This is a genomic window from Novosphingobium sp. BL-52-GroH (assembly GCF_044813085.1).
Taxonomy (GTDB): Bacteria; Pseudomonadota; Alphaproteobacteria; order Sphingomonadales; family Sphingomonadaceae; genus Novosphingobium.
Genome location: NZ_CP171152.1, coordinates 1 through 22,600, shown reverse-complemented (window position 1 = coordinate 22,600; position 22,600 = coordinate 1). Strand labels below are relative to the sequence as shown.

General features: G+C 68.5%; 19 protein-coding genes. 11 read left to right on the top strand and 8 right to left on the bottom strand.

All coding sequences use genetic code 11. The features are described from left to right. Nucleotides 1-225: 225 nt before the first annotated feature. Both ACFFDA_RS12775 and ACFFDA_RS12770 read left to right on the top strand, forming a co-directional pair. Complete coding sequence (locus tag ACFFDA_RS12775) at nt 226-2,106, top strand: response regulator (protein WP_404480832.1); 1,881 nt, start codon at nt 226-228, stop codon at nt 2,104-2,106. Between the two features lie 66 nt (nt 2,107-2,172). Further along, entirely contained in the window at nt 2,173-2,640 is a 468-nt protein-coding gene (locus ACFFDA_RS12770; RefSeq protein ID WP_404480830.1) for a low molecular weight protein-tyrosine-phosphatase, read from the top strand. Here the strand turns inward: ACFFDA_RS12770 and ACFFDA_RS12765 are convergent. After that, the gene (locus ACFFDA_RS12765) at nt 2,597-3,223 is read right to left on the bottom strand and encodes a GNAT family N-acetyltransferase (protein ID WP_404480829.1); all 627 of its coding nucleotides are present in this window, start codon (nt 3,221-3,223) and stop codon (nt 2,597-2,599) included. The genes ACFFDA_RS12770 and ACFFDA_RS12765 overlap by 44 nt on opposite strands. A 193-nt stretch (nt 3,224-3,416) precedes the next feature. On the opposite strand from ACFFDA_RS12765, the gene purC reads away from it, so the two are divergent. Beyond that, nucleotides 3,417-4,199: a phosphoribosylaminoimidazolesuccinocarboxamide synthase gene (purC, locus tag ACFFDA_RS12760; protein WP_404480828.1), complete on the top strand. Its 783-nt coding sequence runs from the start codon at nt 3,417-3,419 to the stop codon at nt 4,197-4,199. Between the two features lie 133 nt (nt 4,200-4,332). After that, on the top strand, nt 4,333-7,179 hold the full coding sequence (locus ACFFDA_RS12755; protein WP_404480827.1) for a M16 family metallopeptidase: 2,847 nt from the start codon (nt 4,333-4,335) through the stop codon (nt 7,177-7,179). A 27-nt stretch (nt 7,180-7,206) separates the two neighbouring features. Here the strand turns inward: ACFFDA_RS12755 and ACFFDA_RS12750 are convergent, their stop codons facing one another. Both ACFFDA_RS12750 and ACFFDA_RS12745 read right to left on the bottom strand, forming a co-directional pair. After that, nucleotides 7,207-8,085, bottom strand: coding sequence for an oxaloacetate decarboxylase (locus tag ACFFDA_RS12750; RefSeq protein ID WP_404480826.1), 879 nt, complete (start codon nt 8,083-8,085; stop codon nt 7,207-7,209). Between the two features lie 141 nt (nt 8,086-8,226). After that, complete coding sequence (locus ACFFDA_RS12745) at nt 8,227-8,907, bottom strand: HAD-IA family hydrolase (RefSeq protein WP_404480825.1); 681 nt, start codon at nt 8,905-8,907, stop codon at nt 8,227-8,229. Nucleotides 8,908-8,966: 59 nt separating this feature from the next. Here ACFFDA_RS12745 and glmU point away from each other — a divergent pair, with 59 nt between their 5' ends. Further along, nucleotides 8,967-10,358, top strand: a complete 1,392-nt coding sequence (gene glmU, locus ACFFDA_RS12740) for a bifunctional UDP-N-acetylglucosamine diphosphorylase/glucosamine-1-phosphate N-acetyltransferase GlmU (RefSeq protein ID WP_404480824.1) — start codon at nt 8,967-8,969, stop codon at nt 10,356-10,358. A 254-nt stretch (nt 10,359-10,612) separates the two neighbouring features. Further along, the gene (locus tag ACFFDA_RS12735; RefSeq protein WP_404480823.1) at nt 10,613-10,981 is read left to right on the top strand and encodes a hypothetical protein; all 369 of its coding nucleotides are present in this window, start codon (nt 10,613-10,615) and stop codon (nt 10,979-10,981) included. On the opposite strand, the gene ACFFDA_RS12730 is transcribed toward ACFFDA_RS12735, so the two are convergent. After that, entirely contained in the window at nt 10,891-11,607 is a 717-nt protein-coding gene (locus ACFFDA_RS12730) for a tetratricopeptide repeat protein (protein WP_404480822.1), read from the bottom strand. The genes ACFFDA_RS12735 and ACFFDA_RS12730 overlap by 91 nt on opposite strands. Before the next feature lie 231 nt (nt 11,608-11,838). Here ACFFDA_RS12730 and ACFFDA_RS12725 point away from each other — a divergent pair, with 231 nt between their 5' ends. The 5 genes from ACFFDA_RS12725 (at nt 11,839) to ACFFDA_RS12705 (ending at nt 17,936) form a co-directional block, all read left to right on the top strand. Continuing rightward, nucleotides 11,839-12,669, top strand: a complete 831-nt coding sequence (locus ACFFDA_RS12725; protein ID WP_404480821.1) for a TIGR00266 family protein — start codon at nt 11,839-11,841, stop codon at nt 12,667-12,669. A 218-nt stretch (nt 12,670-12,887) separates the two neighbouring features. Then, complete coding sequence (locus tag ACFFDA_RS12720; protein WP_404480820.1) at nt 12,888-13,265, top strand: ribbon-helix-helix domain-containing protein; 378 nt, start codon at nt 12,888-12,890, stop codon at nt 13,263-13,265. Next, a complete protein-coding gene (locus ACFFDA_RS12715) occupies nt 13,262-13,642 on the top strand; it encodes a PIN domain-containing protein (RefSeq protein ID WP_404480819.1) in 381 nt (126 codons plus the stop codon). Before ACFFDA_RS12720 ends, ACFFDA_RS12715 begins: the two co-directional genes overlap by 4 nt. Nucleotides 13,643-13,660: 18 nt before the next feature. Continuing rightward, nucleotides 13,661-15,484 carry a glutamine--fructose-6-phosphate transaminase (isomerizing) gene (glmS, locus tag ACFFDA_RS12710; protein ID WP_404480818.1) on the top strand — a complete coding sequence of 608 codons (1,824 nt, stop codon included), beginning with the start codon at nt 13,661-13,663 and terminating at the stop codon, nt 15,482-15,484. Between the two features lie 91 nt (nt 15,485-15,575). Further along, entirely contained in the window at nt 15,576-17,936 is a 2,361-nt protein-coding gene (locus ACFFDA_RS12705; protein WP_404480817.1) for a putative bifunctional diguanylate cyclase/phosphodiesterase, read from the top strand. Between the two features lie 16 nt (nt 17,937-17,952). On the opposite strand, the gene ACFFDA_RS12700 is transcribed toward ACFFDA_RS12705, so the two are convergent. From ACFFDA_RS12700 to scpA, 4 genes are all read right to left on the bottom strand, one after another. Next, complete coding sequence (locus ACFFDA_RS12700) at nt 17,953-18,741, bottom strand: thioesterase family protein (RefSeq protein ID WP_404480816.1); 789 nt, start codon at nt 18,739-18,741, stop codon at nt 17,953-17,955. Then, nucleotides 18,741-19,112 carry a tRNA-binding protein gene (locus tag ACFFDA_RS12695; RefSeq protein WP_404480815.1) on the bottom strand — a complete coding sequence of 124 codons (372 nt, stop codon included), beginning with the start codon at nt 19,110-19,112 and terminating at the stop codon, nt 18,741-18,743. Before ACFFDA_RS12695 ends, ACFFDA_RS12700 begins: the two co-directional genes overlap by 1 nt. 103 nt (nt 19,113-19,215) lie before the next feature. Beyond that, complete coding sequence (gene bioB, locus ACFFDA_RS12690) at nt 19,216-20,286, bottom strand: biotin synthase BioB (RefSeq protein WP_404480814.1); 1,071 nt, start codon at nt 20,284-20,286, stop codon at nt 19,216-19,218. Between the two features lie 75 nt (nt 20,287-20,361). Continuing rightward, nucleotides 20,362-22,512, bottom strand: coding sequence for a methylmalonyl-CoA mutase (gene scpA / locus ACFFDA_RS12685; protein WP_404476754.1), 2,151 nt, complete (start codon nt 22,510-22,512; stop codon nt 20,362-20,364). Between the last annotated feature and the right edge of the window lie 88 nt (nt 22,513-22,600).

Genomic DNA, 22,600 nt, shown 5'->3' with positions numbered 1-22,600 from the left:
CCGATCCGGGGATCGCGCGCGTTTGGGGGAGCGGTCCGGCCCGGCCCGGCGTACCTCCGCGAGACATGAAATGGCGCTAGATGAATAACGGCGACTGCGCGCGAATTCGAAGTGACGATGTTTCCCCCGTCTTGCTCCCATCCGCCCATGGCCCCGCCGCGAGGGAGTCTTCCCCTCGGCCATCACGGCACCCATCACGGCACCCATCACCCGAGGACGCAGCCCTTGTCCGATAGCGTAACCAGGGCAGGCTCGCCGATCAGGATACTGGCCGTGGACGACGTCCCCGAGAACCTCGTCGCGCTCGAAGCCGCGCTGGACCAGGTGGGCGTGGAACTGGTCACCGCCGCATCGGGTTTCGAGGCGCTGGAACTGCTGCTGCGCAACGACTTCGCCCTGGCCCTGCTCGACGTGCAGATGCCCGGCATGGACGGCTTCGAGCTGGCCGAGTTGATGCGTGGCGCCGAGCGGACGCGCCGCGTGCCGATCATCTTCCTCACTGCCATCGCCACCGACGAGCGCCGCAAGTTCCGCGGCTTCGAAACCGGTGCGGTCGACTACCTGCTCAAGCCGCTCGACATCACCGTGCTCAATTCGAAAGTCGCGGTCTTCGTCGAGCTGGCCCGCCAGCGGCGCGAGATCGCTTTCCAGCGCGACGAACTGGGCGCCGCGCTCGGCCGCTTGCGCGCGCATGGCGACAATTCGCCGCTGGCTGTGCTGGAGATCGATTCCACTCTCCGCATTGTCGGCTGGTATCGCAGCGCCGAGCGGACCCTGGGCTATCCCGCCGCCGAAATTCTGGGGCTGCCGCTGGCCCAGGCCCCTTTCCTTCCGCCCAACGGCGGGCGCGTGGCCTTCCTTGCCGGCATGGGCGCCCTGCTCGAGGGTGGCGACCGCCGCGCCATGCAGGAACACCGCTTCGCCCGCGCCGACGGAGCGCTGCGCGAGGGCGAATGGTACTGCTCCTCGCTCGCCGGCAGCGGCGCGCGCCCGGGCAGCGTGATGATCGAACTGCTCGACGTCACCGAGCGCCGCCGCGGCGAGGAAACACAGCGCCTGCTCATCGGCGAGTTGAACCACCGGGTGAAGAACACCCTCGCCACGGTCCAGGCGATCGCCTCGCAGGGGTTTCGCCACGCCCGCTCCGAAAAGGAATTCCAGGACGCCTTTACCGGACGGCTCCAGGCGCTCTCGCGGGCCCATTCGATGCTGAGCGCGACGACCTGGGAAAGCGCGGGCCTGCGCGCCCTGATCGCCGACCAGGTCGCCATCGGCGCAGTGGGCGAGGACCGCCTGCTGCTCGACGGACCCGATGTCGACCTGCCCCCCGAACTGGCCCTGCGTTTCTCGCTGATCTTCCACGAACTGGCGACCAATGCCCACAAGTACGGCGCCCTTTCGAACGCCACCGGCACCGTGCGCCTCGCCTGGAGCCGGACGGACGGAGTGCTTTCGCTCGAATGGGCGGAACATGGCGGCCCACCGGTCTCCCCGCCCGCGCGGCGCGGTTTCGGCTCCACCCTGATCGAGCACTCGATGGCCGCCGACGGGGCGCGAATCGTCTCCGACTTCGCCCCTGAAGGCGTGCGCTGGACGATGACCCTGCCGCTGCGCGTCGAGGCCCCCGCCGCCGCCGCATGCGCCGCGCGAAAATCGCCCGCCCCCGCTCGCCCACCTGCCCCGCCCGCGTCCGACCCGTTGCCGCCCATCCGCGTCCTGGTGGTCGAGGACGAGCCGCTGGTGGCGATGGAACTGATGATGGAGATCGAGGACGCCGGCGCCATCGCCATCGGCCCCGCCACCTCCTGCGACCACGCGCTCTCCCTGATCCGCGAGGCCCGCCCCGACCTCGCCCTGCTCGACGGCAATCTCAACGGCGAGAAGATCGACGCCGTCGCCGACCTGCTGGCCGCGCGCCACACGCCCTTCGCCTTCGTCAGCGGCTACGACCGCGACCAGTTGCCCCACGGCCATTCGGACCGGCCGATGCTGGGCAAGCCGTTCGTCGTCCCGGACGTACACGCGATGCTCCGCCGCCTCGCCGCCGAAGCGGACGCCCGGCAACCCGACATTCCCGCCGGCGAGGCGATCGGCAGCGATCTTTAGGGCCGCACAGGCACCACCCGCCATCACCGAGGTGACGCGGGCGATCGGGCGCGCTATCGGCGGGACATGCCCGGCAGCCCTTCCGTCCTGTTCGTATGTCTCGGCAACATCTGCCGCTCCCCTCTCGCCGAAGCCGCGCTGCGCCATGAAGTGCAGGCCGCGGGGATCGAGGTCCTCGTCGACTCGGCCGGCACCGGCTCCTGGCACGTCGGCAAGGGCCCCGACCCGCGCGCCTGCGCCGAGGCGCAGCGCCACGGCATCGACATTCGTTCCTACCGTGCCCGGCAGGTGAGCCCGCAGGACTTCGTCCGCTTCGACCGCATCGTCGCACTGGATTCGTCCAACCTGGCCGACCTCGAACGGATCGCCCCGCGCCATCCGCGCGCCAGGCTGTCGCTGCTGCTCGACCATGTCCCGGGCCTCGAAGGGCAGGACGTCGCCGACCCCTACTATGGCGGTCCTGAAGGCTTCGAGGAAACCTGGCGCCAGGTCAGCGCGGCGGCCCGGCGTCTGGTCGCGGAGTTGCGGGACTGAACCGCCGGAGCCAATACTGCATCGGCTTGGCCGTCTCGCCCGCGTCGCGATGGTCCTTCCAGGCGAATTCGGTGACGAATCCCGCCACCGGCCCATAGCCCCGGCGGCCCCAGAAGCCATCGAGCGGGACGTAGTCCACCGGCCGGTCCGGGTGCGTATCGGGACGGATCACCGCGGCGAAACAGGCCGCCTCGGCCCCCAGGCGCAGGGCCTGGGCCTCGCGCTGGTCGAAGAAGGCATGGCCGATGCCCTGCCCCCGATATTCCGGCAAAAGCACGGATTCGCCGAAATAGAACAGGCGCGAGACGTCAAGGCCGCGCGCCGCGAAAGGCGCCTGGAACGCCGCCTTCTGCGCCGCCATCGGCGAAGCGGTGGCCGCACCGACGATTCGCGCACCGTCGCACGCGGCCACCAGCACCGCCCCGGGCGCCGCGACGAACTCGCGCAAGTACTCGGCCTCGTAGGCCGGATCGCCGTCGTACAGGTATGGCCACCGGGCGAAGACGGCCATGCGCAAGGCCGCCAGGTCTTCGATCGCGGCCAGCACCTCGTCTCCCGCAAGCACCTGGATCGTGACCGTCATTCGTGCCTCTCCCTGCCTCGCATAGGGGCCCTTCCATCCTGCCCGCCGACGCGCCTTCGACCAAGCCTCCTTCGCGCAGTTTGCTTTTGACCCCGCTTGCACTATATGCGCGCTCGAATGCCCCGGCCGTGAAAGTCGCCAAAGCGGCTCGATCGCCGGGGTTTGCTCTTTCGTCGTTTCAAGGACCACCAGCATGTCCCGTCGCCGCCAGATCTACGAAGGCAAGGCCAAGATCCTCTATGAAGGTCCCGAGCCCGGCACGCTGATCCAGTATTTCAAGGACGATGCCACTGCGTTCAACGCGCAGAAAAAGGGCACGATCCAGGGCAAGGGCGTGATCAACAACCGCATCAGCGAGTACGTGTTCACGCGCCTCAACCACATCGGCGTGCCCAACCACTTCATCCGCCGCCTCAACATGCGCGAGCAGCTGGTGCGCCAGGTCGAGATCATCCCGATCGAGGTCGTAGTCCGCAACGTGGCCGCCGGCTCGATCTCCAAGCGCCTCGGCATTCCCGAGGGCGAGATGCTGCCGCACACGCTGATCGAATACTACTTCAAGGATGACGCGCTCGGCGATCCGCTGGTGGCCGAGGAGCATATCGCCTGCTTCGGCTGGGCCAACAACGACGAGATGCAGGACATCGCTGCGATGGCGATCCGCGTGAACGACTTCATGGCGGGCATGTTCGCGGCCATTAACATCCGCCTCGTCGACTTCAAGCTGGAGTTCGGCCGCATCTGGGACGGCGACTACAGCCGCGTGATCCTGGCCGACGAGATCAGCCCGGACGGCTGCCGCCTGTGGGACATGACCACCGGCGAGAAGCTCGACAAGGACCGCTTCCGCCGCGACCTGGGCGGCGAGGAAGAGGCCTACCAGGAAGTCGCCCGCCGCCTCGGCCTGCTGCAGGACGACAGCGGCCCCAGCGAAGTGCTCGACCTGACCAAGCACCGCAAGCTGCGCGGCAAGTAAGCCGGGCCCCGGCTCGGGCACGACAAGGCGGCGCCTGCAAGGGCGCCGCTTTTTTGTTATGCTCCCCACCGGGTCAGGGGGAGGAGCGCGCCCCCCTTGCCATCGCGCGCCGGGCGGGGCAGTCCATGGCGCAATGAGAGTCTCCCTGATCGCGGCCCTGCTGGTGCTGGCCCCCCTGCCGCTCGCAGCCAAGGACAAGCCCCCCCGCCTCGCCGCCGCTGACCACACCGCCTGGGCCTTCGAGCACAGCGACGTGCCGGTCGATCGCGATTTCCGCTTCGGCCGGCTTGCCAACGGCATGCGCTACGTGGTGCGCCACAATGCCACGCCCGCCGGCACCGGCATCGTGCGCCTCGACGTCGATGCCGGGTCGCTGGACGAATCGCCGCAGGAACAGGGCTTTGCGCATTTCGTCGAGCACATGGCCTTCAACGGCTCGGCGCGGGTGCCGGAAGGGCAGATGATCCCGCTGCTCGAACGCGAGGGACTGGCCTTCGGGGCGGACACCAATGCCTCCACCGGCTTCGACCGCACCCTCTACAAGCTCGACCTGCCGCGCAACGACGCCGCCTTGCTCGACACCGCGCTGATGCTGATGCGCGAGACGGCGAGCAATCTCACGATCTCGCAAGGCGCCATCGAGCGCGAGCGCGGAGTGGTGCTCGCCGAAATGCGCGACCGCAATTCCTGGGCGCTGCGCAACGCCATCGCCACGACCCGGTTCTTCTATCCCCAGGCCCGCTATTCGCAGCGCTTCCCGATCGGCACCGTCGAAACGCTCAACGCCGCGACCGCCCAAACCCTGCGCGCCTTCTACGAGCGCGAATACGTGCCCGCCAACGTGACCCTCGTGGTGGTCGGAGACTTCGACGTCGATGCGGTAGAGGCCGGGATCGTGCGCCACTTCAACGACTGGGCCGCAAAGCCCGCCGATCCCCAGCCCGACGCCGGGCCGATCGTGCCTGCGGACCGCGACCGCGCAGAAGTCTACCTCGATCCCGCGCTGGCCGAACGTGTCACCGTCCAGCGCAACGGCAAGTGGCGGGACGAGCCCGACAGCGTCGCCCAGCGGCGCGAGGGGCTGTTGCGCTCGATCGGCTACGACATCGTCAACCGCCGGATGCAGCGCCTGTCGCGCAGCGCCGAGCCGCCGTTCCGGGGCGCCGGCTTCGGCACCGGGGACGTGTTCGAGGCGGGCCGCTCGACCCGGCTCATCATCGACACGGTGGACGGCAAGTGGCGCGCCGGGCTCGATGCGGCCGGCCGTGAATACCGCCGGGCACTTGCCTATGGCTTCACGCCGGGCGAAGTCGCCGAGCAGGTGGCGCAAGTGCGCACCGCGCTTGCCAATGCCGCCGCCTCGGCCGGCACCCGCAGCAATGCCGCGCTGGCGCAACTGGCACTGGCACTGGTCGACGACGAGCTGGTGCCCTCCACGCCGCAGGCCGCGCACGAGCGGTTCGAGGCCTTCGCGCCGCGGATCACGCCCGCGGCCGTGCTGGCGGCGATGAAGCGCGAGGCGCTGGCCCTCGACAAGCCGCTGATCCGCTTCCAGGGTCGCCGGGCGCCCGAAGGCGGCGAAGCTGCCTTGCGCGCCACCTGGCGTAGCGTCACACGCGCCAGGCTGACCCGCGAAAGCAACGCCGCCGCCGCCCAGTTCGCCTACACCAGCTTCGGCACCCCGGGCCAAGTGACGAGCGACACGCGCACGGCAGACCTCGGCATCCGCGAAGTGCGCTTCGCCAACGGGGTCCTGCTCAACTTGCGCAAGACCGACCTCGAGACCGACCGGGTGCGCGTCAGCCTCGCGATCGACGGCGGCGACATGCTCAACACCCGCGCCAATCCGCTGGCGAGCGAGATGACGCCCTACCTCGACGAGGGGGGCCTCGCGCTGCACAGCCGCGACGACCTCGATTCGATCCTTGCCGGGCGGACCGTGGGCTTCGGACTGTCGCGCGGCGAGGCCAGCTTCGATTCGCGCGTCGCCACCACCCCGCGCGACCTCGAACTGCAGTTGCAGCTCCTCGCCGCGCTGGTGACCGCGCCCGGCTACCGGGCCGAGGGCGAAGTGCAGTACCGTCAGCAGATCAACAATTACTTCGCGCAAAGCCGCGCCACACCGGGATCGGCGCTCCAGGCGGACCTCGGCGGGATCCTGTCGGACGGAGACCCGCGCTTCAGCCTCCAGAAGGTCGAGGACTACCGCCAGCTCACTTTCGCGCGCCTGCAGAAGGACATCGGCGACCGGCTGGCCCGGGGCGCCATGGAGATCGGCATCGTCGGCGACATCGACGAGGACAGGACGATCGCCCTCGTCGCCGCGACGCTGGGCGCCCTGCCCGCGCGCGAACCCGCCTTCCGCACCCACGACGACCAACCGCCGCGGACATTCACAAAGGACCGGACGGCGCGGGTAATCCGCCACACCGGCCCCGCCGATCAGGCGCTCCTGCGCATCACCTGGCCTACCCGCGACGATGCCGACCCCGTGGAGGCCCTGGCGCTCGAACTGCTGGAACGGGTCATGCGCGTCGAGCTGACCGACCAGTTGCGCGAGGCGCTGGGCAAGGCCTATTCGCCCTCGGCGGCGAGCAATCTGTCCCACGAATGGAAGGGCTACGGGGTGTTCGCCGTGAATGCCTCGGTCGACGTTTCCGAAGTGCCCGCCACCCGCGCCGCGATCCGGCAGGTGGTCGGCGAACTGCGCGCCGCGCCGGTAAGCGAGGACATCCTGCGCCGCGCCCGCCAACCGCTCGTCGAGGGGTTGCAGAACGCGCTCAAGAGCAATGCCGGCTGGATGGGACTGGTCGACCGCGCCCAGAGCCAGCCCGACCGCATCGCGCGCTTCGAGAAGGCGAAGGAGCGCGTGCTCGCGCTGACCCCGGCGGACGTGCAGGCGATGGCCCGGCGCTACCTCGCGCCCGAGGCGGGACTGGAAGTGCTGGTCCTGCCTGAAGGCGTCGCGGCTCCGAAGTGATCCTGCCCCTCTTCCAAGAGGAAGGCGTTATCGGGCGTGGTTGGGCCGCGTCTCCTTGCCCGTGCGCTTCGCCCAGTCGACGATGAGGTCGTCGTAGAGCGCCTGGTCGATCAGGTCGTACTTCTCGGGGAAGTTCGTGAAGGCCGCCATCGCACTGGCGACAGAGCCGGTCTCCATCAGCTCGCGCGCCATCCGGAGATGGCCGACCGCCGCCGAGACCCAGCCCCAGCCGGTCGAGAGCGTGAAGCGCGTGTCCGGCAGGTTGAAGCCCAGGGTACAGACCGGGATCGTCACATGCGGGATGACCTGCGCCTGCTGTTCGGGCGGGGCGCTGGCGAAGACCACTGCGTCGGCCCCCGCCTCGGCGTACGCGTGGGCGCGGCGGATCGCCTCGTCCACCGAGCCGGTACCGCCGCCGCCGTTGGCGCTGGTGTAGAGTTCGTCGCAGCGGGCGATGATGACGAGGCCCGAATCGCCCCGCCCCTTCACGCCCGCCTCGATCCGGCACTGCATCTCCTCGATCGAGCACAGTCCGTTGACGTGCTTGGAGTGCTTCGGGTTGACCTCGTCCTCGACATGGTAGCCGGCGATCCCGGCAGCGACGTACATCCGGGTGAGGCGGTAGGCATCGGCCACCGTCTCGCCCAGCGTGTCGGCATCGGCAACGAGCGGGATGTCGATGGCCTGGGCGATGCGCCCGGCCTGGTCGATCTGCTCGATCTGGCTGAAGCTGCCATTGTCGGGCACTGCATAGTGGAACGCCGAGCAGGCATGCCCGCCCAGATAGGCCGCCTTGAAGCCGACGTGCTCGACGATCCGTCCGGTCAGCGCGCTATAGGCCTCGGCGGCGACGAAATGCTCGCCATTCTCGATCAGTGCGCGCAGCGTCTCGCCCGGTGTCGGCATCCGTGGTCTCCCTCTATGGCACGAGGGCTGGCACGGCGGCCCGAGACTGGCAAGCGCGCGCAGGGCGGTATCGGTCCGGCGTTACGCCCCCCCCCACTCACTGCCCGTTCCCCAGGAGGCTCCCGGAGGCCGGGCTGTCGGTCAGGCCGCGCCCAGACGCTCCAGCGCCGGCACCAGCTCGTCGAAATGGTCGATGACCGCCGCCGCGCCCAGCTCGCCGACCGGCCGGTCGCTGAACCCGAAGCTCACCGCCACGCACGGCAGGTCCGCTGCCGCCGCGGCGCGCGTATCGTAGGTGGTGTCGCCGACGTAGGCCGCCCGGCCCTCGCCACCACGCTCGAGCATGAGGTGCAGCAGGTCGGGCTTGGGCTTGGCGCGGCCGGGGCCCAGCGTGTCGCCGCCGATCACCGTGTAGAAACGCTCCGACAGGCCCAGCTCGGCGAAGATCTTCACCGCGAAGCGCTCCAGCTTGTTGGTGACCACAGCGATCTTCACGCCGCGCGCCGCCAGCGCGTCGAGCATCGCCTCGCCGCCGGGGAACAGCCGCGTCTCGACCGCGATGTTGGCCTCGTAGTGGGTGAGCAGCGCGTCGTGCAGTTCCTCGAACCGGACGTCGTCGACGGCGCCGCCCGTCGCCACCATCGCGTTGGCGAGCATCTTGCGCGCACCTCCGCCCACGAAGCCCCGCACGTCGGAGACCGGCACTGCCTGCCGGCCCTCCAGCGAGAGCGCATGGTTCACTGCATGGGCAAGGTCGCCGAGGCTGTCGAGGAGGGTTCCGTCGAGATCGAAACCGACGATTTGAAAGGGAAATGCCGTCATCTCGTCCCCAGTGACGGCTTGGTGTGGAAACCGCAACAAATTGCTGGCAGGAAAGGCCCATGACTTCTGCCAGTACGCCCGCCCCCGCCCCACTTGGCGCCCCGCTCGCCATCATCGTCCTCGCCGCCGGCAAGGGCACCCGCATGAAGAGCGACCTGCACAAGGTACTCCATCCGGTCGCCGGTCGGCCGATGCTCGAACACCTGCTCGCCAATGCGAAGGACCTCGCCCCCGAGCGCCAGGTCGTCGTCGCCGGACACGGCCGCGAACAGTTGGAGAAGGCGCTGGGCACGCGCGCGACGATCGCGGTGCAGGACCCCCAGTTGGGCACCGGCCATGCAGTGCAGCAGGCCGAAGGCGCGCTGGCGGGCTTCGCGGGCGACGTGCTGATCCTCTACGGCGACGTCCCCTTCGTGCGCGCCGAAACCATGCGCGCCATGATCGAGCGCCTCCACGGTCCCGACGCGCCCGCGGTGGTCGTGCTCGGCTTCGTGCCGCAGGACCCGCTGCAATACGGCCGCGTGCTCGCCCATGACGACGGGCGCATCGCGATGATGGTGGAATACAAGGACGCGACCGAGGAACAGCGCGCCTGCACCTTGTGCAACTCGGGCCTGATGGCGGTGAAGTCTGCGGACCTGTTCGAGCTGCTCGCCAAGGTCGGCAACGACAACGCCAACGGCGAATACTACCTCGTCGACATCGTCAACATCGCCACCCTCGAAGGGCGGCCCTGCGCCGTCATCGTCACCGACGACGCGGACGAAGTAGGCGGCATCAACAGCCGCGCCGAACTGGCCGAGGCGGAAGGCCGCTGGCAGCAGAAGCGCCGCGTCCGCGCCATGGACGAAGGCGCCACGCTGGTCGCGCCCGAGACGGTATTCTTCGCCTGGGACACGCGCCTGGGCCGTGACGTCACGGTGGAGCCCAACGTCGTGTTCGGACCGGGCGTGACGGTGGCCGACAACGTCGTGATCCACGCCTTCTCGCACCTCGAGGGCGCGACGCTGGAAAGCGGCGTCTCGATCGGACCCTACGCGCGCCTGCGCCCCGGCGCGGTGCTCAAGGCCGGGTCGCGGATCGGCAACTTCGTCGAGATGAAGAACGCGGTGCTGGGCGAAGGCGCCAAGGCCAACCACCTGACGTACCTGGGCGATGCCGAAGTCGGCGCCGGTGCCAATATCGGCGCAGGGACCATCACCTGCAACTACGACGGCTACTTCAAACACAAGACGGTGATCGGCGAGCGGGCCTTCGTCGGCTCGAACAGCGCGCTGGTAGCGCCCGTCAGGATCGGCGCGGATGCCATCGTCGCCGCCGGCAGCGCGGTCACGCGCGACGTCGCGGACGGGGAGCTGAGGCTCGTGCGCGGCGAACAACTGGTCAAGCCCGGCTGGGCCGACCGCTTCCACGACGCGATGAAGAAGAAAAAGGCCGAAAAGGCGGACTGAAGGGCGACGAGTTCCGGCCTGCGGTCAGCCTTGCCCGCCCTCGCGTGGATGCCCGGCTGCGTTCGCAATGACGATTCAACGTAAAGTCGTCCCGCTTCAGACTGCCGCCTAGCCTTCTCGTTCAGAGCAGGCGGAATATTCACGGCACCTGAATCTGCCGCGGCCGCCTAAGGTGCCTTCGCTCGCCCGCGGACCAGTCCGGCCAGCTTCGCGCGCGCCTCGGCGTCGGTGCCGTCGCGCTGGAGGAGCCGTTCGTGGTAGCCTTGGGCCACGGCGAGATCGCCACGGCACTCGCTCGCCTGCGCCAGACCGCGCAAGGCGCGGGTGGCCAGTGCGGCAGCGCCCTCGTCCTGGTCGCCAGCGGCCAGTTCGTAAGCCTTCGCGTATTGGCCGATCGCCCCGGCCTGCCTGCCGTCACGGATCAGGCCGACGATCTCGACCATGCGCGGGTCCTGCGCTTCCGCACCGACTGTGGCGGCGGTGAGCAGCAATGCCGCGCCGGCGATCCACCGGGCGCGGCCTGCGCGGGTCATCAGGAACCGATCGCCTTGCGCCGCGCGATGTTGCCCAGCTCGGCCTGGGCGATCTCGCTCTTGGGGTCGTACTGCAGCGACTGGGTGTAGAGCGACTGCGCCTCGTCGTACTGGCCCATCGCCGCCTTGTTGAAGCCCATGCCGCGCAGCGCGCGCGCCGCGATGCCGGCATCGGGGCCGGTGGTCGCCTTGTCGACGACGGCCCAGGCCTTCGCGAAGCTGTCGTAGCTGTGCTGCCAGTCGCGGCGCGACTTGAAGAGTTCGGCATATTCGTTGGCGAAGTGGGCATTGCCCGGCGCCATCTGCGTGGCCTGGCGCAGTTCCGCCTCCGCGAGGTCACCGCGACCCATGTCGATCAGAGCGAAGCCCTTGCCGAAGTGCGCATCGCACACCGCCGGGTCTACGGATACGGAGGCATCGACCGGGCCGGCCACGCGGCAGAGCCGGCTGCGGGTGTCGCCGTAGAGCTGCCGGTCGGCATGGTCGATCACCTTGTCGAACAGCTTGACCGCCTGCGCCTGCTTGCCGCGCCGGATCATGTCGAAGCCCTGTTCGACATGGGCACCGGCATCGAAGGCGGCGTCGTACTTCGGGGCGGCTGGCACCCCGCGCTGGAATGCTGCCACCACCAGAGTCGCCGGAGCGATCGCGCTGGACGTGGAATTTTCGCCCGCCGACGAATGGGCCTGTGCGGTCCCTGCGAAAAACAGGGACATTGCGCCTGTGAATACCAACGCAGTTCTTGCGCCCATCGGTGATTTCCTCTCCCAAAACACCGATACCGCGCCGGTCTTTGCCGAGCCCTGCGTGTGGGCCAGTCGTCAGACAGTGTTCGTTGAACTGTGGAGAATATCCGACCGGCGCGGTTTGACAAGTCATCTTGGCGAAATCAAACGGTGCTTCATCGCATTCATGCCCGGATCGGGCGCGCTACACGGAGATTATCGATGGCAAACAGTCCCTGGAGCCACGCCCGCAGTTCCTCGCTGGCCGACGACGTCGACTTCGAGATCAAGGGCCAGGAACTCCAGTTCGTCGAGATCGAGCTGGACCCCGGCGAAAGCGCGGTGGCGGAAGCCGGAGCGATGGTCTGGAAGGACGCGGCGATCGACATGACCACCGTCTTCGGCGACGGTTCGGGCGACCAGGGCGGCGGCTTCATGGGCAAGCTGCTGGGCGCGGGCAAGCGCCTCGTCACCGGCGAGAGCCTGTTCACCACCGTCTTCACCCATCGCGGCTCGGGCAAGGCGCGTGTGTCGTTCGCGGCACCGGTACCGGGCGCGATCCTGCCGATCAAGCTCGACGACGTCGGCGGCCGGCTGATCTGCCAGAAGGACGCCTTCCTGGCGGCGGCCCGCGGCGTCTCGATCGGCATCCACTTCCAGCAGAAGATCATGACCGGCCTGTTCGGCGGCGAAGGCTTCATCATGCAGAAGCTCGAAGGTGACGGCTGGGTCTTCGTGCAGATGGGCGGCACCGTGATCGAACGCACCCTGCGCCCCGGCGAGGAACTCCACGTCGACACCGGCTGCATCGCGGCCTTCACCGACACCGTCGATTTCGACGTGATCCGCGCCGGCTCGGTCAAGTCGATGATCTTCGGCGGGGAAGGCGTGTTCTTCGCGCGTCTGCGAGGCCCCGGCCGGGTGTGGATCCAGTCGCTCCCGTTCTCGCGCCTAGCCGGGCGAATGCTCGCCGCCGCCGGGTCGCGCGGAGGCCAGAGCCGGGGCGAAGGCTCGCTGCTGGGATCGCTGGGGAACATGCTCGACGGGGATTGATGGGGCAAGACAGGCCCCGGCCTACCCGCTCCATACCCGTCGCCCTGAACTCGTTTCAGGGTGACGGGTGGAGCCGACAGGCCTCGCCTCGCCGGCTCCGGCTAACAGGAATGTAATGCTCAGGAAACGGCCCGTTAATCGCCGTGGGCGCATGGCCTGTCCATGGCAGACGCAACATCCGGCTTGAGAGTGATATCACGATATGATATCACGATATCATGACGCGCATCCTCGCAGACCTTCCCGACGATGACATCCGCTGGCTCGACGCTCGCGCGGCCCAGCTTGGCCAGTCGCGTGCCGCGATGCTGCGCGAGGCGGTCTCGATGTACAAGACGAAGAGCGAGCCGGTGCATGGTCACGACTGGATTCGCAGCGGCGCCGGCATCTGGAAGGATCGCAAGGACATCGGCGATGCGGTGGAATGGCAGCGCCGCGAACGCGCCGCCTCGGCGCGGCCGTGGGACTACGACTACGAGGAAGTGCGCGCCGAGTTTCCCGATCTCTTCGACGAAGATCATGATCGCGAACACGAATACTACCGCAAGGTAATGGGCTCCGAATCCTTTGCGCCGCGCAGGTCGGGCACCTCGTGAGTTCGTTCGCGTTCGACGCCAATATCGTGATCGATGCTCTGGTCGGCCGGGAGGCGGCGATCGTCGAGCTCGAACGCGCAGCGGCTTCCGGGGGGCAGGTCTGGATGAGCCGGATGGCCTGGATCGAGATCCTGTCCAAGGGCGAAGGCCGCACGTTGCGCGCGGCGCGGGACTATCTCTCGCATTTCTCCATCGACGAGATCGACGCCGAGATCGCCGACCGCGCCGCCGCCCTGCGGCGGGAGCGCCCTCGCCTGCGCTCGCCCGACGCCATCATCCTCGCCAGCGCGAACGTCCGCGGGCGCATCCTCGTTACACGAAATACCAAGGATTTCCCTGCAAGCATGCCGGGCATCCGCGTCCCTTACACCCTCTAAGCTAAGGCATCCTCTCTCATGTGTGGCATCATCGGCATCGTCGGCAAGGAAGACGTGGCGGACCGGCTGGTCGACGGACTTCGGCGCATGGAATACCGCGGCTACGACAGCGCCGGCGTCTGCACGATCCACGACGGCCAGCTCGTGCGCCGCCGCGCCGAGGGCAAGCTACTCAATCTGGTGAAGGTCCTCGCCCACGATCCGGCGCGGGGCCTCACGGGCATCGCCCACACCCGCTGGGCCACCCATGGCGCCCCGACCGCCGCCAACGCCCACCCCCATGCCACGGCCGAACTGGCGCTGGTCCACAACGGCATCATCGAGAACTTCAAGCCCTTGCGCGAATCGCTCGAGGCGCGCGGCCGCACCTTCGAGAGCCAGACCGACACCGAAGTGGTCGCCCACCTCGTCTCCGAGCAGGTCGAGGCCGGCCTGTCGCCCGAGGAAGCGGTCAAGGCCACCCTGCCCCAGTTGCGCGGCGCCTTCGCGCTCGCCATCGCCTTCCGCCGCTTCCCCGACATGCTGATCGGCGCGCGCCTCGGTTCGCCGCTGGTTATCGGCTATGGCGAAGGCGAGACGTACCTGGGTTCCGACGCGCTGGCGCTCGCCCCGCTGACCCAGCGCATCACCTACCTCGACGAGGGCGACTGGGTCGTCATCACGCGCGAGGGCGCACAGATCTACGATGCGCAGAACAACCCGGTGGTCCGGGAGATCGTCACCTCGGGCGCCTCCGCCGTCGCGATCGAGAAGGGCAACTACCGCCACTTCATGCAGAAGGAGATCTTCGAGCAGCCGACCGTAGTGGCCCAGACCCTGCGTTCCTACTTGCGCCAGGTGGACCAGTCGGTGGCGCTACCGCAGATCGACTTCGACCTGTCGACGATCAACCGCATCACCATCGTCGCCTGCGGCACCAGCTACTACGCCGGCATGGTCGCGAAATACTGGATCGAGACTTTCGCCCGCCTCCCCGTCGACATCGACGTGGCGAGCGAATTCCGCTACCGCGACCCGGTGCTCGAGAACGGCGGCCTCGCCCTGTTCATCTCGCAGTCGGGCGAAACCGCCGACACGCTCGCCGCACTGCGCCACTGCAAGGCGGCCGGGCAGACCATCGCCGTCGTCGTCAACGTGCCGACCAGCACCATGGCGCGCGAGGCGGACCTGCTGCTCCCCACCCATGCCGGCCCCGAGATCGGCGTCGCCTCGACCAAGGCCTTCACCTGCCAGCTCGCGGTCCTCGCCGCGCTGGCCGCACACCTGGCCGTCAAGCGCGGGCGCATGGACCGCTCGGAGGAGATGGAAGTCGTCCAGCACCTCCTCCAGACGCCCGCCAGCCTCAACGCCGCGCTCGACCACGACGAGGAGATCGCCGCGATGGCCCACCTCATCGCCCCGGCGCGCGACGTGCTCTACCTCGGCCGCGGGCCCGACTATCCGCTCGCCCTCGAAGGCGCGCTGAAGCTCAAGGAGATCAGCTACATTCACGCCGAGGGCTATGCCTCGGGCGAGATGAAGCACGGCCCCATCGCGCTGATCGACGAAGCCGTGCCGGTGATCGTCCTCGCGCCCTCCGGACCGCTGTTCGAGAAGACCGTCAGCAACATGCAGGAAGTGCGCGCGCGCGGCGGCAAGGTCGTGCTGATCTCCGACGCTGCAGGCATCGCCGAGGCGGGCGAAGGCTGCATCGCGACGATCGAGATGCCCTTCGTCCACCCGCTGATTGCCCCGCTCGTCTACGCGGTGCCGGTGCAGTTGCTGGCCTACCACGTCGCCTGCGTGAAAGGCACCGACGTCGACCAGCCCCGCAACCTCGCCAAGAGCGTGACGGTCGAATAGGACCGGCCCGCACATGGTTGCCGACGGGTATATCCGTACCGAGGCAATTACTTAACCACCTGCTAACCCTTGTCCCGGTAACCCTTCGGCCGTGAACACGCGATCGCCCGTCAACAAGGCCCTGCCGAAGGAGCTGCCCGCCCTTGCGGTACTCGGCCTGTCCGAACCTGCCGACGGGGACTGGGAACGGCTGCGCAGCCTGCAGTTCGCGACCCTCCGCCGCACCGCCGCCACTCGCATGGCGACCCAGGCGGCGGCCGCGCTGGCGACGACGATGCTGCTGCTCGGCCGCATCGCGCCCCTCGCCGTCGCGGCCTGGCTGGTGCTGCTGGCGCTGACGCAAGCCTATGGCTGGCGCCTGGACCGTTCGCTCGCGGATGCCGAGCGCCGCCATGTCTCGCGCGACGAGGCCAGGGCGCAGATGCTCGCCCCGATCGGGAGCGGCCTGGCCTGGGCCCTGCCGCTGACCGGGCTTGCGATGTTCGTCGATCCGCAGACGCAGGTTAAGGTCTGGACGGTGCTGGCCATGCTCATGGCCGCCTCGGTGATCCTGCTCCCCGCCGTGCCGATCAACACGCTGCTGTTTTCCGCGATCGTCGGCGGATCGGCGATCGGCGCCTTCCTGGTGTCGGGCAGCTACGACATGGCCGCTATCGCCTTCCTGTTCATGGGCATCATCCTGGTCGGCGCCATAGAGGGCGCGCGGCGCTATCTTTCGACCAAGATCGCCGAGGCGGGCATGGTCGAGAAGGACGAGGTCGTCTCGCTCCTCCTGCGCGAATTCGAGGAAGGCCAAGCGGACTGGCTGTGGCAGGTCGACACCTCCCGCCGGGTCCGCTCGGTATCCCCGCGCTTCGCCTATGCGCTCGATCGCGACGCCGCCGAACTGGAAGGCATGCCGCTGGTCCAGCTCATCGCCGGCCCGGCCTGGGAGAGCGGCCAGTTCCCCCCCAGCCTCCACGACCTCGCCGAGCGCCTCAAGCGGCGCGAGCATTTTTCCAACCTTCTGGTGCGGGTGACGATAGGCGGTCAGGCGCGCTGGTGGGAGCTGTCCGGCACGCCGCGCATCAACGACAACGGCGTCTTCGACGGCTTCCGCGGCGTCGGCTCGGACGTCACCGAAGCGCGCGAGAATTCCGACAAGATCGCCTGGCTCGCCCGCTACGACACGCTCACCGGCCTGCCCAACCGCATGATGCTGACCGAGACGCTGGCCGCCGCGCTCGACTATTCCGACAAGTGGCGCACGCGCTGCGCCTTCCTGATGATCGACCTCGACCGCTTCAAGGCCGTCAACGACACGCTCGGCCACCACGTCGGCGACCAGTTGCTGGCACGGGTTTCCGAACGGCTCAAGGAGCAGATGAGCGACAACGAGCTGTGCGGACGGCTGGGCGGCGACGAATTCGCCATCGTCGTGCGCGACGCTTCCGACCTGCGGCACGTCGAGGACGTCGCCCGGCGGGTGATCGACCGCCTCTCGCAGCCCTACGAGATCGACCATCACACGCTTTTCGTCGGCGCCTCGATCGGCTCGGCGATCGGCCCGCGCGACGGCGCCAGCGTCGAGACCCTGATGCGCAACGCGGACCTGGCGCTCTACCGCTCGAAGGACATGGGCGGGAACATGCACCGCACTTACGAGCCTTCGCTCCACGCCCATGCCGAGGAGCGGCGCAAGCTCGAATTTTCCCTGCGCCGCGCGCTCGAACGCAACGAATTCCACGTCGTCTACCAGCCCGTGGTGGACGCGCAGACCGAAGGCGTCGTCAGCTTCGAAGCCCTGCTGCGCTGGAACAACGCCGAGCACGGGCCGGTCAGCCCCGCCAAGTTCGTGCCCCTGGCCGAAGACACCCGCCTGATCGTGCCGATCGGCGAATGGGTGCTCTACGAGGCCTGCCGCGAGGCGATGAACTGGCCGGCGCACATCCGGGTGGCCGTCAACGTCTCGGGCGAGCAGCTTCTCGACGGCCACTTCGTCGCCAGCGTCGTCGGCGCGCTTTCGGGCAGCGGCCTGCCGGCGAACCGGCTCGAGATCGAAGTGACCGAGAGCATCTTCCTGCGCGACGCCAACCAGGCCCGGGCGGCGCTCGAACAGATCATGGCGCTGGGCTGCGCGGTGGCGCTGGACGATTTCGGTACCGGCTATTCCTCGCTCGGCTACCTGCGCAAGCTGCGTTTCTCGACCATCAAGGTGGACCGCTCCTTCGTCCAGGGCGCCGCGACCGGCAATCCCGAAAGCCTGGCGATCATCCGCGCCGTCGTCGCCATGGCGGACAGCCTCGGCATGTCGACCACGGCGGAAGGGGCAGAGACCGAAAAGCAGGTCCAGGTGATCCGCCAGTTGGGCTGCCGCAAGATCCAGGGCTACTTCTTCGGCCGTCCGATGGCGCCAAAAGACGCCGTTGCCCTGTTCCGCCCGCAGATTCTGGCAAAACCGAACGTGGCGTGAAGGCCGGCTCGCCGCGTCAACCGAACAACGCGATCGACTGAATGCCCGTCATCACCGGCACGCCGTCCGTGTTCCACATTCCTTCCCGCTGGCTGGAGCACCCGCTTTCGGCATAGTCGCCGACCGAGCGCAGCAGCCACCAGCCATCGCCGGTGACCGGCCGCGCGGTGAGCATGCCCACCTGCCAGTGCATCGTCGAGAGCGGCACCCTGCCCGGCAGCAGCGGCAGCACGGCAGGAGGCAGCGCGTCGCCCAGCAACAGAAGTTCGACCATCGGATCGAGGCCTTCGCGTTCGCGCAGGCGCACCCAGCGGCACAAGTCCGGCCGCCTGCCCTGCTCCGGCGGCAGGGCGTAGCGCGCTTCGAAGTGGTTGGCGAGGAAGGCGGGGGTATCGGGCGTAAACGTCACCGGTCGCGCTGTCGCCGCCGCGAGCAGGCCTTGCGGAACGGGCCGGTCGTCGAGCCGCAGCGCGCTGGTCACCGCGCCCATGAAGACGAAGCTGGCGGTGAAGGCGAGGCCCTTGTCGCCCTCGATCCGCGCCGATAGCCAGATCGCGTTGCGCCCCTGCCGCTCGACCTGGGCGGACACCCGCACTTGTCCCGCGACCGGCGCCATCATCGCCAGTTGCCCCGAGCGCAGCGGCGGCAGGCCCGCGCCGCCCACCTGCCGTGCCACCGCCAGGCACAAGGCCGAGGAGAAGCCGCCGTAGGCCGTGCGCCCCTGGTGCCATGTCTCGGGCACCTCCACGACCACCCCCGCGTCGAAAGCTTCGCCCGCGGCGAGGACTTGCGCGAACGAGGCCATCAGAACAGCCGCGAGCCGTTTGGAACGCGGCTGTCGGGCGAGAACAGCACGACCCTGCCCGCCTCGTCCGCGAAGCCCATCGTCAGGACCTCGGACAGCGCCTTGCCGATCTGGCGGACGGGGAAGTTCACCACAGCCGCCACCTGCCGGCCGACCAGTTCCTCGGGAGAATAGAGTGCGGCCACTTGGCCGACGCTTTTCTTCTCGCCGATGCCCGGACCGAAATCGATCCGCAACTTGTAGCTGGGCTTGCGCGCGCCCTCGTAGACTTCGGCCGCGACGACGGTGCCGACGCGGATGTCGACTTTCAGGAAATCGTCGAAACCGATCGTCTCGCCCGCCGGCGCGGCGGGGTCGTGGTCGAGATGCATGTCACTCCATTTCGAGAAGGATGTGGTCGACGCGCAGGATGCTGTCCATTTTGATGGCCCTGCCTCCTTCGCCCGCTCCCAGGCAAGGAAGGTCGGGCGCCACCTACTCGGCCGCTTCCAGCTTGGCGCATCCCTTGGGCATGCGCTGTGCTTCGACTTGCGCCGGGGTCATTTCGATGGCCATGGGCTTGAGGCCGAGGCGGGCGAACATCGCCAGGTCGTTGTCGTCGCCTGCGTTGGGCGCGGTGAGCAGCTTGTCGCCGGTGAAGATCGAGTTGGCGCCGGCCAGGAAGCACATCGCCTGGGTCATCTCGGACATCGATTCGCGCCCCGCCGAGAGGCGCACCATCGAGGCCGGCATGGTGATCCGCGCCACCGCCACGGTGCGCACGAACTCGACGTCGTCGATCTTGGCGAGCGGGGTGTCGGCCAGCATGTCGCCCAGCACCGTGCCCTTGACCGGGACCAGCGCGTTGACCGGCACCGACTGCGGGTGCTCGGGCAGCGTGGCGAGCGTGTGCATGAAGCCGACGCGGTCGGCGCGGGTCTCGCCCATGCCGACGATGCCGCCCGAGCACACGTTGATCCCCGCCATCCGCACGTTCGACAGCGTGTCGAGGCGGTCGTCCATCGTGCGCGTGGTGATGACCTGGTCGTAGCGCTCGGGGCTCGTGTCGATGTTGTGGTTGTAGTAGTCGAGCCCCGCATCGCTCAGCATGTCGGCCTGCTCGGGCGTCAGCATGCCCAGCGTCATGCAGGTTTCCATGCCCATCGCCCGCACGCCCTTCACCATCTCGATGATGGCGGGCATGTCGCGGTCCTTGGGGTTGCGCCAGGCGGCCCCCATGCAGAAGCGGGTCGAGCCCTGGTCGGCCGCCTGCGCGGCGCGCTGGAGCACGGCCTGCACTTCCATCAGCTTGGTCGCCTTGACCCCGCTGTTGGCCGAGACCGATTGCGAGCAGTAGCCGCAGTCCTCGACGCAGCCGCCGGTCTTGATCGAGAGCAGCGTCGAGAGCTGCACTTCGTCCGCCTTGTGGCTGGCGCGATGCACCTCGGCCGCGCGGAACACCAGTTCGGTGAACGGCAGGTCGAACAGGCCTGCGATCTCCTCGCGGGTCCAGTCGGTACGAGCCACGGGGCGGGAGGCGAAGGCGGGGGTTTGGGTCATAGTCATTCCTCAGGCGGCACGCGCGCGGCTCGGGCCAAAGCCCTGCCATAGAGCGCGATGCCGTGCTGATCCAGCATCCGCCTACTCCGCCGCCTGCAGCTCGGAACCTGCCGGCGGCATGTTGTGCCCGAGCAGGCGCAGCACGTCGGCGGCGCATTCGACCACGTTCGAGCCGGGGCCGTAGATGCCCTGGACACCGGCATTGCGCAGGTATTCGTAGTCCTTGGCGGGGATCACGCCGCCCGCGATCACCTTGACGTCGCTGCGCCCGGCAGCGCGCAGCTGCTGGATCAGCTCGGGGATCAGCGTCTTGTGCCCGGCCGCGAGGCTGGAGGCGCCGACGACGTCGACTTCGTGCTGCAAGGCCAGCACCACGGTTTCCTCGGGGGTCTGGAACAAGGGGCCCGAGACCACCTCGAAGCCCATGTCGCCGAAGGCCGAGGCGATCACGTTGGCGCCGCGATCGTGGCCATCCTGGCCCATCTTGGCGACCAGCAGCTTGGGCTTGCGGCCGAGGCGGCGTTCGACCGCCTGCACCCCGTCGAGCACCTGCCGCCAGCGGCTGTCGCCCTCGTAAGGCGCGCCGTAGACGCCCTTCACCGGGGTCGGCTGGGTGCCGTAGCGCTCGAAGCTCTCCTCCATCGCAGAGGAGATCTCGCCGAGCGTGGCGCGCGCGCGGGCCGCTTCCACCGCAAGGGCGAGGAGGTTGTTCTCGATGCTGGCGGGCGCGGCGGCGCCGTCGGCCAGCGCCCTGAGCGCGGCCTGGCACGCGGCCTCGTCGCGGCTCGCCTTCATCTTCTCGATGCGGGCGATCTGGCCCTCGCGGACCTTGGCGTTGTCGATGTCGAGCGTCTCGATCGCGTCTTCTTCGGCGAGGCGGTACTTGTTGACGCCGACGATCACGTCGTCACCCCGGTCGACGCGGGCCTGGCGGGCGGCGGCGGCGGTCTCGATCATCGCCTTGGGCCAGCCGGCGGCGACCGCCTTGGCCATGCCGCCATCGGCCTGGACGCGCTCGATGATCTCCCAGGCCTGGTCGACGAGGCTCTGCGTCAGCGATTCGACGTAGTACGAGCCACCCAGCGGATCGACGACATTGCACATGCCGGTCTCCTCCTGGATGATGATCTGGGTGTTGCGGGCGATGCGCGCCGAGAAGTCGGTCGGCAGCGCGATCGCCTCGTCCAGCGCGTTGGTGTGCAGCGACTGGGTGCCGCCCAGCATCGAGGCCATCGCCTCGATCGTGGTGCGGATGACGTTGTTGTAGGGGTCCTGCTCCTGCAAGGACACGCCCGAGGTCTGGCAGTGGGTGCGCAGCATCTTGCTGCGCTCGTCCTTGGCGCCCAGCTCGGTCATCACCCGGTGCCACAGCACGCGCGCGGCGCGCAGCTTGGCGACTTCCATGAAGAAGTTCATGCCGATCGCGAAGAAGAACGACAGGCGCCCGGCGAACTTGTCGATGTCGAGGCCCGAGGCCACGCCGTACTTCACGTATTCCGCGCCGTCGGCGATGGTGAAGGCCAGCTCCTGCACCTGCGTCGCGCCGGCTTCCTGCATGTGGTAGCCGGAGATCGAGATCGAGTTGAACTTGGGCATCTCGCGGCTGGTATAGCCGAAGATGTCCGAGATGATCCGCATCGAGGGCTCGGGCGGGTAGATGTAGGTGTTGCGGACCATGAACTCCTTGAGGATGTCGTTCTGGATGGTCCCGTCGAGCAGCTTGCGGTCGACGCCCTGTTCCTCGCCGGCGACGATGAAGAACGCCAGGATCGGGATCACCGCGCCGTTCATCGTCATCGACACCGACATCTTGTCGAGCGGGATGCCGTCGAACAGGATCTTCATGTCCTCGACCGAATCGATCGCCACGCCCGCCTTGCCGACGTCGCCGACCACGCGCGGGTGGTCCGAATCGTAGCCCCGGTGCGTCGCGAGGTCGAAGGCGACCGACAGGCCCTTCTGCCCGGCGGCGAGGTTGCGGCGATAGAAGGCGTTCGATTCCTCGGCGGTCGAGAACCCGGCGTACTGGCGGATGGTCCACGGCCGGCCCGCATACATCGAGGCCCGCACCCCGCGCGTGAACGGCGCGTAGCCCGGCAGGCCCGGATCGACGGTGACGTCCGCGGCGGTGTAAAGCGGCTTGACCGCAATGCCTTCGGGCGTGTTCCAGGTCAGGTCCCGACCCTTGACTTCCTTGTCCGCCGCTGCCTGCCAGTCCTTGATGTCGGGCATGATCGGTTCCTCTTCTACTCGTCGTCCCGGATCGCAGCCGGGACCGGTGCCTGTCTTCAGGCGAGACCCCCCTTCAGAGCGCCTCGCC

What these genes read in the sequence shown, in the direction of transcription:
- ACFFDA_RS12770 (WP_404480830.1), top strand. Translation starts at nt 2,173, where the DNA reads ATGCCCGGCAGCCCTTCCGTCCTGTTCGTATGTCTCGGCAACATCTGC.
- ACFFDA_RS12765 (WP_404480829.1), bottom strand. Translation starts at nt 3,223, where the DNA reads ATGACGGTCACGATCCAGGTGCTTGCGGGAGACGAGGTGCTGGCCGCG.
- purC (WP_404480828.1), top strand. Translation starts at nt 3,417, where the DNA reads ATGTCCCGTCGCCGCCAGATCTACGAAGGCAAGGCCAAGATCCTCTAT.
- ACFFDA_RS12755 (WP_404480827.1), top strand. Translation starts at nt 4,333, where the DNA reads ATGAGAGTCTCCCTGATCGCGGCCCTGCTGGTGCTGGCCCCCCTGCCG.
- ACFFDA_RS12750 (WP_404480826.1), bottom strand. Translation starts at nt 8,085, where the DNA reads ATGCCGACACCGGGCGAGACGCTGCGCGCACTGATCGAGAATGGCGAG.
- ACFFDA_RS12745 (WP_404480825.1), bottom strand. Translation starts at nt 8,907, where the DNA reads ATGACGGCATTTCCCTTTCAAATCGTCGGTTTCGATCTCGACGGAACC.
- glmU (WP_404480824.1), top strand. Translation starts at nt 8,967, where the DNA reads ATGACTTCTGCCAGTACGCCCGCCCCCGCCCCACTTGGCGCCCCGCTC.
- ACFFDA_RS12730 (WP_404480822.1), bottom strand. Translation starts at nt 11,607, where the DNA reads ATGTCCCTGTTTTTCGCAGGGACCGCACAGGCCCATTCGTCGGCGGGC.
- ACFFDA_RS12725 (WP_404480821.1), top strand. Translation starts at nt 11,839, where the DNA reads ATGGCAAACAGTCCCTGGAGCCACGCCCGCAGTTCCTCGCTGGCCGAC.
- ACFFDA_RS12720 (WP_404480820.1), top strand. Translation starts at nt 12,888, where the DNA reads ATGACGCGCATCCTCGCAGACCTTCCCGACGATGACATCCGCTGGCTC.
- glmS (WP_404480818.1), top strand. Translation starts at nt 13,661, where the DNA reads ATGTGTGGCATCATCGGCATCGTCGGCAAGGAAGACGTGGCGGACCGG.
- ACFFDA_RS12700 (WP_404480816.1), bottom strand. Translation starts at nt 18,741, where the DNA reads ATGGCCTCGTTCGCGCAAGTCCTCGCCGCGGGCGAAGCTTTCGACGCG.
- ACFFDA_RS12695 (WP_404480815.1), bottom strand. Translation starts at nt 19,112, where the DNA reads ATGCATCTCGACCACGACCCCGCCGCGCCGGCGGGCGAGACGATCGGT.
- bioB (WP_404480814.1), bottom strand. Translation starts at nt 20,286, where the DNA reads ATGACTATGACCCAAACCCCCGCCTTCGCCTCCCGCCCCGTGGCTCGT.
- scpA (WP_404476754.1), bottom strand. Translation starts at nt 22,512, where the DNA reads ATGCCCGACATCAAGGACTGGCAGGCAGCGGCGGACAAGGAAGTCAAG.